Source organism: Streptomyces sp. NPDC059371, assembly GCF_042751995.1.
GTDB lineage: Bacteria > Actinomycetota > Actinomycetes > Streptomycetales > Streptomycetaceae > Streptomyces.
The window spans coordinates 41,856-52,662 of record NZ_JBHYXD010000022.1 but is presented as its reverse complement, the minus strand read 5'-3'; the positions used below and the strand labels follow the sequence as shown (position 1 = coordinate 52,662).

Annotated in this window: 9 protein-coding genes; 1 reads left to right on the top strand and 8 read right to left on the bottom strand. The window is 71.7% G+C overall.

The window, feature by feature from the left end; genetic code table 11:
- Nucleotides 1–25: 25 nt before the first annotated feature.
- The 5 genes from ACFXGX_RS15540 to ACFXGX_RS15520 form a co-directional block, all read right to left on the bottom strand.
- On the bottom strand, nt 26–250 hold the full coding sequence (locus ACFXGX_RS15540; RefSeq protein ID WP_384790333.1) for a hypothetical protein: 225 nt from the start codon (nt 248–250) through the stop codon (nt 26–28).
- Nucleotides 251–388: 138 nt separating this feature from the next.
- Nucleotides 389–712, bottom strand: a complete 324-nt coding sequence (locus ACFXGX_RS15535; RefSeq protein ID WP_384790330.1) for a hypothetical protein — start codon at nt 710–712, stop codon at nt 389–391.
- Nucleotides 709–1,077, bottom strand: a complete 369-nt coding sequence (locus ACFXGX_RS15530) for a WhiB family transcriptional regulator (RefSeq protein WP_028802016.1) — start codon at nt 1,075–1,077, stop codon at nt 709–711. The genes ACFXGX_RS15535 and ACFXGX_RS15530 overlap by 4 nt, the downstream gene beginning before the upstream one ends.
- 176 nt (nt 1,078–1,253) lie before the next feature.
- Nucleotides 1,254–1,580, bottom strand: coding sequence for a hypothetical protein (locus ACFXGX_RS15525; protein ID WP_384790327.1), 327 nt, complete (start codon nt 1,578–1,580; stop codon nt 1,254–1,256).
- Nucleotides 1,581–1,744: 164 nt separating this feature from the next.
- Nucleotides 1,745–4,051, bottom strand: coding sequence for an ATP-dependent DNA helicase UvrD2 (locus ACFXGX_RS15520; RefSeq protein ID WP_384790324.1), 2,307 nt, complete (start codon nt 4,049–4,051; stop codon nt 1,745–1,747).
- A gap of 189 nt (nt 4,052–4,240) precedes the next feature.
- Between ACFXGX_RS15520 and ACFXGX_RS15515 the strand changes: the two genes are divergently transcribed.
- Nucleotides 4,241–4,495 (top strand): mycoredoxin, encoded by a 255-nt coding sequence (locus ACFXGX_RS15515; protein ID WP_384790321.1) that lies wholly within the window; start codon nt 4,241–4,243, stop codon nt 4,493–4,495.
- Between the two features lie 69 nt (nt 4,496–4,564).
- On the opposite strand, the gene nudC is transcribed toward ACFXGX_RS15515, so the two are convergent.
- From nudC to ACFXGX_RS15500, 3 genes are all read right to left on the bottom strand, one after another.
- Entirely contained in the window at nt 4,565–5,509 is a 945-nt protein-coding gene (nudC, locus tag ACFXGX_RS15510; protein WP_384790318.1) for an NAD(+) diphosphatase, read from the bottom strand.
- A gap of 98 nt (nt 5,510–5,607) precedes the next feature.
- Nucleotides 5,608–7,020: a dipeptidase gene (locus ACFXGX_RS15505; RefSeq protein ID WP_384790315.1), complete on the bottom strand. Its 1,413-nt coding sequence runs from the start codon at nt 7,018–7,020 to the stop codon at nt 5,608–5,610.
- Nucleotides 7,021–7,030: 10 nt separating this feature from the next.
- Nucleotides 7,031–10,687 carry an ATP-dependent helicase gene (locus ACFXGX_RS15500; RefSeq protein WP_384790312.1) on the bottom strand — a complete coding sequence of 1,219 codons (3,657 nt, stop codon included), beginning with the start codon at nt 10,685–10,687 and terminating at the stop codon, nt 7,031–7,033.
- Nucleotides 10,688–10,807 lie beyond the last annotated feature (120 nt).

The following is a 10,807-nucleotide window of genomic DNA, read 5'->3' as shown; positions in this document are numbered from 1 at the left end:
GGGGCGGGGCACTCGTCGGGCGTTACTACCACCAGGCCGAGTCGAGGCGGCCCTCGATCGCTCTGAGGTTGCTGCGGGCGCAGGTGTCGCAGAAGTAGTGGCGGGTGCCGTTCTCGACGGAGCAGGTCCACGTCGGCCGGGGGCCCGCAGCCGTGGTGCCGCACTGGGCGCACACGATCTTCTCGGCTGCGTCCGCGTCGGGCTCCGGTGCGGGGCCGGTGCTGTCACTGTCTTCGGGAAGACTCGTCACCCGGGCGACGATATCGCCGTGGCCCGCGGTTCGCGCGGCGTACGCACCGCGGGGGCCGGTCCGTTCGGACCGCCCCCCGCGACTTCCTGCCTGTGTGTGTGCTGCGACTGCAACGGCTGCTACGACGCTGGGCGTCGATTACTGCATGACCGCCATGGCCAGCGCGCGCCGGGCTCGCATCGAAGCGCGCTCGGCCCGGCGCTGCATGCGGCGAGCGGCGGCCAGGCGCACGGCCTGACGTTCCCGCTCGGCCTGGTGCAGTCGCTCGTGCATATGCGCACGAGCCAGGGCTTCTGGGATGAGTTGCATCTCTCGGGTCCTGTTCTGACGCGAGTCGTTCGCGCCGGTGGTGGCGAAGTCTGTGGTGGCGGAGCCTGCGGGCTCGCTCGTGGACGGCTTCATCGGGGCCTGTTTCTTGGGGTCGTGCGTCAGGGGGCGGTCGATCGTTCCTCGGATGCTCATGCGGCAACCGGGTTCTTGCGCGGGCGGCCACGCGGCCGCTTGCGTGCCACGACGACACCCTGGACGAAGAGCTCGCCACCCCAGACGCCCCAGGGCTCACGCCGCTCCTTGGCGCCGGCGAGGCAGGCCTCCATCAGCGGGCAGGTGCGGCAGAGAGACTTGGCGTACTCGACGTCGGCCGGCGACTCGGCGAAGAAGACCTCCGGGTCGTAGGAACGGCAGGGGACGGGTACGCCGAGGTTCTCGATGGCGTCGTCGAGCGCGGTGAGCGCGGTGAGGGGGATCAAGGTGGAGTCCTCCGTGAGGCCGGGCGGGGGGATCGTTTCGGAAGGCGGTACGGACGGGGCGTGCGCTTCGAGTTGCACGGTTCGTCTTCCTCGTCTGGTCGTGCCGGCCGGGGTCGGCCGGTTGGCGGCTGGTACCGGGTTCTTTTCTTGTCCCGAGGCCCCTTCGCTCTGCCGTCCCCGGTCGGGGACAAACAGAAGGGCCGCGGATCCCGGGTGGGGTTCCGCGGCCCTGAAGGCGCCGGCCTGATGGTGAATCAGGCTGGATCACTCCAGGGTTCAGGCCCACGGAAGGCCCACATCGTGTGGTGCTGCTGCGTCTGCTTCAGGGATCCGGCACCGGCTGCCGCAAAGGCATAGGCATGCGCCTCTGTCACTACTGCCGCTTCCAGTGCCTGCGTCGGTCGCTCATTGCGCTCACGAATGGGAAGACCCACGAGAGACACGGAGGACGCCGGCCGGACGGCGCTGATGCCGAACAGACCGGTGCCCAGGTTCGAGACGCCGAGCGAGCACATGGAGACGACGACCGAGGGATCGGTCATTTTCACGGTGTTGATGGAACTGGTGTCGATGCTGATCACTGGAATCGCCTCCTCTCGGCGTCTTGGGGGACCGGTGCGAACCGGTCCGACGGTTATTAAGTACAGCACGGAACCAGGGCCTTCGAGAAGGCCGCTGCTGCCGTGGTTAAGAACCTATGGGGATTGCTGGGGCATGCGCAAACTATTTTCTCGACGAGTTTGAATCAGTTGCCCTCGCCGTGCTCCCCTGCCTCACGACCTGCGCAGATGGCCAGAACGTCGGCTCCGAAGCGGTTGAGTTTGCGGACACCGACCCCGGGGATCCGGGCGAGTTCGCCCTCCTCGTCCGGCGCGGTCTCCGCGATCGCCATCAACGTCCTGTCGGTGAAGACGCAGAACGCGGGCTGCCCGCTGCGCTCCGCCTGCACCGCGCGCCACTCGCGCAGCCGCTCGTAGAGACCCTCGTCCATGTCGGAGGGGCAGTCGTCGCAGCGCATCAGCTTCATCTCACCGGCGTCGGTGAGGGTGCGGCCGCAGACCCGACAGCGCGCCGGGCTGCGGCTCGTACGCCGTTCGGCGGTGACGCCGGATCTCGCGGCACCGCGCTCGATGCCGCCCGGGGCCGCGCCGGCGCGACCGCCCGCGGTGGCGACGGAACCGGGACGCAGCCCGTCGAGGAACCGGCTGGGGCGCCGACCCGCGCGGCCTCCGGGCGAGCGGGCGAGCGCCCAGGAGACGAACAGGCGCTCCCTGGCACGGGTGACACCGACATAGAGCAGGCGACGCTCCTCCTCGATCTGCTCGTCGGTCTTTGCGTAGGTGATCGGCATCATGCCCTCGGCGACCCCCACCAGGAAGACGGCGTCCCACTCCAGTCCCTTGGCGGAGTGCAGGGAGGCGAGGGTGACGCCCTGGACGGTCGGGGCGTGCTGGGCGCTCGCGCGTTCGTCGAGCTCGGCCACCATGTCGCCGAGCGTCGCGCCGGGCTTGGCGGCCGCGAAGTCCTGCGCCAGGTTCACCAGGGCGGCCAGCGACTCCCAGCGCTCTCTGACCGCGCCGGATCCCGCCGGGGGAATACTCGTCCAGCCCTCGCCCGACAGCACCGCCCGGACCTGCGAGGGCAGATCGACGACGTCGTCGAGCAGCGAGTCGTTGCCGCCGAAACGGGCCGCCGCGCGCAACGCCGCACCTGCCTTGCGCACTTCGGGGCGGTCGAAGAACCGCTCGGCGCCACGGAGCTGATAGGGCACACCGGCGTCGGCGAGGGCCTGCTCGTAGGTCTCGGACTGGGAGTTCGTACGGAACAGGATCGCGATCTCGCCGGCGGGGACGCCCGAGGCGATGAGGTCGCGGATGCGGTGGGCGGCACCCTCGGCCTCGGCGGGCTCGTCCGTGTACTCGGCGTAGACGGGCTCGGCGCCCGGGGGCCGCTGGGAGATCAGTTCGAGACGGTGCTCGGCGGCCCTGCCGCGGGCCTGGGACAGCAGTCCGTTGGCCAGGTGGACGACCTGGGGCGAGGAGCGGTAGTCACGGACGAGCTTGACGACGGTGGCTCCGGGATGGCGGGTGCGGAAGTCGAGCAGGTGGTCCGGGGTTGCACCGGTGAACGAGTAGATCGTCTGGCTGGCGTCGCCCACCACGCAGAGACTGTCCCGCTCGCCGAGCCACAGCTCCAGGAGGCGCTGCTGGAGCGGGCTGACGTCCTGGTACTCGTCGACCACGAAGTGCTGGTACTGGGAGCGGACCTGCTCGGCGATGTCGTGCCGGTCCTGCAGGATGGCGACCGTGAGCAGCAGGACGTCCTCGAAGTCGATGACCGCGCGGTCGCGCTTGAGGTCCTCGTACGCCGCGTAGATCTTGGCGGTCTCGGCCGGATCCCGGGGCGCTTCGCGGCCGGCCCGGGCGGCGGCTGCGGCGTAGTCGGCGGGGATGGTCTGGGTGACCTTGCACCATTCGATCTCGCCGGTGACGTCCCGCAGCTCTCCCCGGTCGAGGCGGATATGGCAGGCGGCCGCCGCGTCCACGACGAGCTGGATCTTGCGGTCCACCAGCCGGGGCAGTTGGCCACCGACGGCTTTCGGCCAGAAATACTGGAGCTGGCGCAGCGCGGCGGAGTGGAAGGTGCGGGCCTGGACGCCTCCCGCGCCGAGCTGGCGCAACCGTCCGCGCATCTCTCCCGCGGCCCGGTTGGTGAAGGTCACCGCGAGCACGCTCGAGGGCTGGAGGATCCCCGCCCGTACCCCGTAGGCGATGCGGTGGGTGATCGCCCGCGTCTTGCCCGTGCCGGCTCCCGCCAGCACGCACACCGGACCGTGCAGGGCGGTGGCGACCGCGCGCTGCTCGGGGTCGAGCCCGTCGAGCACCGCGTCGGCCGTGTCCGGAACCTGCGGGAAGAGGGTGGAGTGCGTTGCTGCTGTCACACAGCCATGCTGCCAGGTCGGCGGAGACGGGTGAGCCGGTTGTCCACAGGGAGACGGCTGCGGTCGTACGAATGCGGCGAGTGTCACCTCGGGCGCGTGTGCCGAGGTCATGTTTCGGCCATGCCGCCGGCGTCACATCCGTCCCCCGTCCCAGCCCTCTCACCTGCGGTGCGGCGGGGGTGCGGCGAGCATCACGTCCCGGTGGGCGTCCCCGATACCCCCTACGGGAATGGTGGCCGGGTGACCAGCGTTCCACTTGCAGCGACCACGCACCCTAAGCCGTGAAGGAGCGCATGAGACATGCAGGGCACTGTGACGATGTACAGCACCACGTGGTGCGGCTACTGCCGTCGGCTCAAGAGCCAGATGGACCGTGAGGGCATCGCGTACACCGAGATCAACATCGAGCAGGACCCGCAGTCCGCGGCGTTCGTCGAGAAGGCGAACGGCGGCAACCAGACCGTTCCGACGGTCCTGGTGGTCGCCGCCGGTGGCGCCGAGGCCGTCATGACGAACCCGAGTCTCGCCCAGGTGAAGCAGGCCCTCACCGCCTGACCTCACGCGCGCACGGCAATGCCCCTCCGGCGAGCTCGCCGGAGGGGCAGCGTCATGTCCGGGGCACGCTCAGGGGGCGTTCCGGGTCGGCAGGGGCTTGCCGTACCAGAGCTCGATCAGGCGCGCCGCGATCGAGATCCCGTAGGGAGGCATGACCTCTCCGGACTCGAAGGCGGCCCGCAGGTCGTCCCGGGAGAACCAGCGGGCTTCCTCGATCTCCTCGCCGTCGACGTCGATCTCCGACGAGGTGGCGCGGGCACGGAAGCCCAGCATGAGGCTGGAGGGGAACGGCCAGGGCTGACTGGCCACGTACTCGACCTCGCCGACCGTGACCCCGGCCTCCTCGAAGACCTCGCGGCGCACCGACTGCTCGATCGACTCGCCGGGCTCGACGAAGCCCGCGAGCGTGGAGAAGCGGCCTTCGGGCCAGTGCACCTGCCGGCCGAGCAGGATGCGGTCGTCGTCGTCCGTCACGGCCATGATCACGGCCGGGTCGGTGCGCGGGTAGTGCTCGGCACCGCACGCGGGGCAGCGGCGGATGTGCCCTGCGGCGGCGATGACGGTGCGCTCGCCGCAGCGGGAGCAGAAGCGGTGGGTGCGCTGCCAGTTCTCCAGGCCGACCGCGTGCACCATCAGAGCCGCGTCACGCGGCGACAGCAGCAGTCCCGCCTCACGCAGGCCGGCCGGCCGGGCGGACTGGTCGATCCGGCCGGGAAGCGCGTCCTTCTGGAGCGCGAAGTAGCTCACCCCGTCGTCGTCCGTGCCCAGGAAGTAGCGGTGCGCCTCGGTGAGCGGGGCCTCGAAGGAGGGCGTCATCAGCAGTTCGGTGGTGCCGTCGGCCATCTCGTCGATGAGCACCTGACCGCCGGAGACCACGAAGACGCGGGTCGTCGGGTGGCTCCAGGCGGCCGCGAGCCAGGCCTCGTCGAGCCGGTGATGGGCCGCCCGGTCGATGCCGCTCGGAGCGGTGAGCGAGATGGGACGGTCGGCGCTGTGGTCGGTCCAGGTGGTCACGGATGCTTCCAACTCCCCCGGTGGAACGGTTGTTTCGACGGGCGGTTCAGCAGGACGGGCGTGCGGTGGTGCGCTGTCGGGGCTGCGGTTCGGCTTGTTCAGTTTGTCTCGCGCCAGTTCTCGGCCAGGTCGCCCCACAGGTAGGCGGCCGTCTCGACGCCCTTCATGAGGAGGTCGATCTCGACCTTCTCGTTGGGGGCGTGCCAGCCGTCGGACGGAACGGAGATGCCCAGGAAGAGCACCGGGGCGCCGAGGACTTCCTGAAGGTCGGCCGCCGGTCCCGAGCCGCCCTCGCGGGTGTAGCGGACCGGCTGCTCGAACGCCCGGCCCATGGCGCGCACGACGGACCGCAGGGCGGGGTGGTCGAGCGGGGTCAGGCAAGGGCGGGTGGACGGGCTGAACGTGATCTCGTGCCGGATGCCGTCGGGCACCTGCTCGGCCGCCCAGGCGCGCACGGCCTTCTCGATGTCGTCCGGGTCCTGCCCGGCGACGAGCCGGAAGGAGAGCTTCACCAGCGCCGAGGACGGGATGATCGTCTTGCTGCCCGCGCCCTGGTAGCCGCCGCCGATGCCGTTGACCTCGGCGGTCGGGCGGGCCCAGACGCGCTCCAGGGTGGTGTGACCGGCCTCTCCGTAGGCGGCCGTCGACCTGGCGGTGCGCAGCCATCGTTCCTCGTCGAAGGGCAGTTCGGCGAAGAGTTCACGCTCGCGGTCGGTGAGTTCGGTGACCCCGTCGTAGAAGCCGGGCACGGCCACGCGCGCGTGCTCGTCGTGCAGGGCCGCGACCAGGCGGGCGACCGCGGTGGCGGGGTTGGGCACGGCGCCGCCGAAGGATCCGGAGTGGATGTCCTGCCCGGGTCCGTAGAGGACGATCTCGCACTCGGCGAGCCCCCGCATGCCCGTGCAGACGGTGGGGGTGTCCTCGGACCACATACCGGTGTCGGAGACGATCACGGCGTCGGCGGCGAGCCGCTCCGCGTGCTTCTCGACGAGCTCGCGGAAGTGCGGGGATCCGGACTCCTCCTCGCCCTCGATCAGCAGCTTGAGGTGCACGGCGGGGGTGGTGCGCCCGGTGGCGGCGAGGTGGGCCCGGACGCCGAGTGTGTGGAAGAACACCTGGCCCTTGTCGTCGGCGGCCCCGCGCGCGTGGAGGCGGTTGCCCCGGATCACCGGCTCGAAGGGGTCGGTGTCCCAGCCGTCCTCGCGGGCGGCGGGCTGCACGTCGTGGTGTCCGTAGACGAGGACCGTGGGTGCGTCGGGGTCCTCGGAGGGCCATTCGGCGAAGACGGCCGGGGCGCCCGCGGTCGGCCAGACCTCGCAGGTCGGGAAGCCGGTCCTCAGGAGTTCGGCGGCGAGCCAGTCGGCGCTGCGTGCCACGTCCGCGGCGTGCTCGGGCTGAGCCGAGACCGAGGGGATGCGCAGCCACCGACCGAGGTCTTCGAGGAAGGCGGCGCGGTTCGTCTCGATGTACGTACGGACGGTGCTGACGGCGTTGTCAACGGGCTTGCTCATGTTCCTGAGCCTATCCGCCCACGGAGGCGTGTTCGTCCGGCGGTTCCCCGGGGACGTGGTCCCGTGCGCCCGCCGGGTCCTCGGTGAGCAGCCGCTCCAGCGCGGCACGGTCCGGAAGGCCCTCCGGTCGTACGACCTCGCCGTCGCGGACGTACAGGAACGTGGCCGTGACGGATTCCAGGGGCACTCCCTGCCGCTCGGCCCAGCCCAGGCGGTACAGCGCGAGCTGGAGCGGGTCGGCCGTGCGGCTGTGGCCGGTCTTCCAGTCGACGATCTCGTACGTCGTCTCCTCGCCCTCGCCGATCCTGTAGACGGCGTCGATCCGGCCGCGGACGACCCGGCCGGCGATCGCGAGCTGGAAGGGCACCTCTACGCGGTACGGGGTGCGGTGCGCGTAGGGACTGCGTTCGAAGGCGTCCTTCAGGGCTTCCAGGTCGTGCTCGTCGGCGATCTCCGCCTCGCTGCCGGGCAGGTCCTCGGGGTCGAGCATCGGAAGCCGCAGTTCCTCGAAGCGGGACTCCATCCAGGCGTGGAAGCGCGTGCCCCGGCGCGCGGCGGGCTGCGGGGGGCGCGGCATGGGGCGGGCGAGCTCCTGTGCGAAGCCGTCCGGGTCGGCGGCCAGACGCACGAGCTGCGAGGCGGTGAGCGAGGCCGGCAGGGGGACGTGGGTGACGGTCGCGCGGGCGCGCAGGAGCTCTCCGGTGAGCGCGTCCAGGTCGCGGTCCCAGGACGCGAGGGTGCGGGCCTCCTCGGGCGTGAGGCGCTCACTCCCGGTCTCCCGGGGGTGCGGGCGGGCGGCGGGGCCCTGGGTCTGGTGCGGCACCGTGGGACGTTCGATCCCGCGGCCGGGCGGGCGGTCTCCCGGCCGTTCCGCCGTCCAGGAGTCCCAGTCCGAGTCGTCTCCCTCGGACAGAGCGCTCTCGGCGGAACGGCCGTGCGGGAAGCGGTCCTCGGGCGGGCCGCCTTGGGGGTAGCCGCTTTCGGCGAAGTCGTCTTCGGAGAGGCCGTCCTCGCCGTACCCGTCGTATTCCTCGTACTCGTCGTAGGGCGGGATGCCGTCCTCGGGCGGGGGCGGCCATTCCGGATCGTCGTACGAGCCGGGGTCGTGGGCGGCGGCGGGGTACGGGTGTGCGTCGGCGCCCGGGTGGGTCTCGGCATGGGACGCGACCCGCTCCAGGTGGTCGAGTACGGTCTGCGCCGCCGCGCGACGGCGGGCGAGGGCCGCGTCGTCGAGCGGGAGCGGCCAGGCGTGGTCGGCGGCCGCCTCGCGCAGGGCCGGGTTCTCCTCGCCCTCGGCCGGTTCGGCCGCCCAGACCTCGATCTCGCCGTGTCCGGCGACGCAGTGTTCGTAGAGGGCGTTCAGGAAGTCCGAGGGGCCGCGCGTCCGCTTCTGGGAGGGCCCCCACCAGTGGCCCGAGCCGAGCAGGAGCGAACGGGGTCGGGTGAACGTGACATAGCCGAGGCGCAGTTCCTCGGTGTGCTGGTGGGCCTTCATGGCGTCGTGGAAGGCCTTGATGCCCTTGGCGTCCCAGGTGTCGACGTCGGGCAGCGTGTCGGCGTCGCCGCGCAGCCGGTGGGGCAGGACCTTGCCCTGGGCGGTCCACTTCTCACGGCCCTGGCCGCTGGGGAAGGTGCCGTCGACGAGGCCGGGAACGGCCACCACGTCCCACTCCAGACCCTTGGACTTGTGCGCGGTGAGCACCTTGACGGTGTTCTCGCCGCCGGGCAGCGCGTTGTCCAGACCCTTCTCGTACTGCGCGGCGGTGCGCAGGAAGCCGAGGAAGGCCAGCAGGCTCGCCTCGCCGTCGCCGGACGCGAAGGACGCGGCGATGTCCAGGAAGTTGGACAGGGTCTCGCGGCGGCGGGCTGCCAGGGCGTGCGGGGACGCGGAGAGCTCGACCTCCAGACCTGTGACGGCGAGGACCCGGTGCAGGACGTCCATGAGGGGGTCGGCCAGCGAGCGGCGCAGATCGCGCAGTTCGGCGGCGAGCCGTGCGAAGCGCACACGGGCGTCCGGCGAGAAGGGCAGCCCGTCGTCGTCCCCCGCGGTCTCGATCGGCGTCTCCAGGAACGTGTCGAGGGCGTCGGCGAGCGATATCACCTCGGCCGGGTCGACCCCCTCGACCGCCGCGGCGAGCCTGCGGTCCGGATCGTCGTCGGCCCCCACGCGCGCGTGGGACACGAGCAGACGGGCCCGGCGCCCCAGGAGGGCGAGGTCGCGCGGGCCGATCCGCCAGCGCGGACCGGTGAGCAGCCGGACGAGGGAGGCGTTCGCCCCCGGGTCCTGGAGGACTTCGCAGACGGCCACGAGGTCGGCCACCTCGGGAAGGTGCAGCAGACCGGAGAGGCCCACCACCTCGACGGGGATGTCACGGGCGACGAGCGCGCCCTGGATCTCGGCGAAGTCGGTGGCGGTGCGGCACAGGACGGCGATCTCGGCGGGTGCCTTCCCGGTGCGCACGAGATGGGCGATCGAGTCGGCGAGCCAGCCGATCTCCTCGGCGTGGGTGGGCAGCAGCGCGCAGCGCACGAGGCCGTCCCGCTCGGCTCCCGGGGCGGGCCGCAGTGCCTCCACGCCCGCGTGCATGGCGCGCAGCGGCTCGGCGAGGCCGTTGGCGAGGTCGAGGAGGCGGCCGCCGCTGCGGCGGTTCTCGCTGAGCGACTGGCGGGTGGCGGGGCGGCCGTCGGGGCGGGCGAAGTGCTCGGGGAAGTCGTCGAGGTTGGCTACGGAGGCGCCGCGCCAGCCGTAGATCGCCTGGCAGGGGTCGCCGACCGCGGTCACGGGGTGTCCGGTGCCGCCGCCGAACAGGCCGGCGAGCAGGACGCGCTGGGCCACCGACGTGTCCTGGTACTCGTCCAGCAGGACGACGCGGAACTCGTCCCGCAGGATCTCCCCGACCTCGGGGCGGGTGCGGGCCAGGGTGGCCGAGAGGGCGATCTGATCGCCGAAGTCGAGGAGGTCGCGCTCTCGTTTCGCCGCTCGGTAGCGGCCCACCAGCTCGGCGAGTTCGCGCCGGGCCGCGGCGGTCTCGGGGACCTTGCGCAGATCCGCGTTCGTGAGTCGCGCGCTCTCCAGGGTGCGCAGCAGCTCGGCGTCGTGGGCGCGCAGGTCGTCGGCCGTCACGAGGTGTTCGGCGAGCTCGGAGTCGAGGGTCAGGAGGTCGCCGACCAGGTCCGGGAACGAGCGGGTCAGCGCCGGATACGGGCCCGGCGCCTCGCGCAGCACGCGCGCGGCGAGCTGGTAGCGGGTGGCGTCGGCGAGGAGCCGGGACGTCGGTTCGAGCCCGATGCGCAGTCCGTGGTCGGTCAGCAGCCGGCCCGCGAAGGCGTGGTACGTGGAGATGACCGGCTCGCCCGGCGGGTTGTCGGGGTCGATGACGTCGGGGTCGGTGACTCCCGCCTTGACGAGCGCCTTGCGGACCCGCTCGGCGAGTTCGCCCGCCGCCTTGTTGGTGAACGTCAGGCCGAGGACCTGCTCGGGGGCCACCTGCCCGGTGCCGACCAGCCACACCACGCGGGCCGCCATCACCGTGGTCTTGCCCGAACCGGCTCCGGCCACGATCACCTGGGGGGCCGGCTCCGCGGTGATGCAGGCCGTCTGTTCCGGGGTGAACGGAATACCGAGGAGCTCGTTGAGCTGTTCGGGGTCGGTGATACGGGCGGGCATGTCGCAGAGGCTAGCGGCGTCCACTGACAGCGGTGGCCACATCGACGCCAGGGACGAAAGAACCGCAGGTCAGCACATGTGGTGCTATACGTCACTCGCTGACGCGGCGTCCCCGGTACG

Coding starts and splice junctions, on each gene's coding strand:
- ACFXGX_RS15515 (WP_384790321.1), top strand. CDS start 4,241: ATGCAGGGCACTGTGACGATGTACAGCACCACGTGGTGCGGCTACTGC.
- ACFXGX_RS15535 (WP_384790330.1), bottom strand. CDS start 712: ATGAGCATCCGAGGAACGATCGACCGCCCCCTGACGCACGACCCCAAG.
- ACFXGX_RS15505 (WP_384790315.1), bottom strand. CDS start 7,020: ATGAGCAAGCCCGTTGACAACGCCGTCAGCACCGTCCGTACGTACATC.
- ACFXGX_RS15500 (WP_384790312.1), bottom strand. CDS start 10,687: ATGCCCGCCCGTATCACCGACCCCGAACAGCTCAACGAGCTCCTCGGT.
- ACFXGX_RS15520 (WP_384790324.1), bottom strand. CDS start 4,051: ATGACCTCGGCACACGCGCCCGAGGTGACACTCGCCGCATTCGTACGA.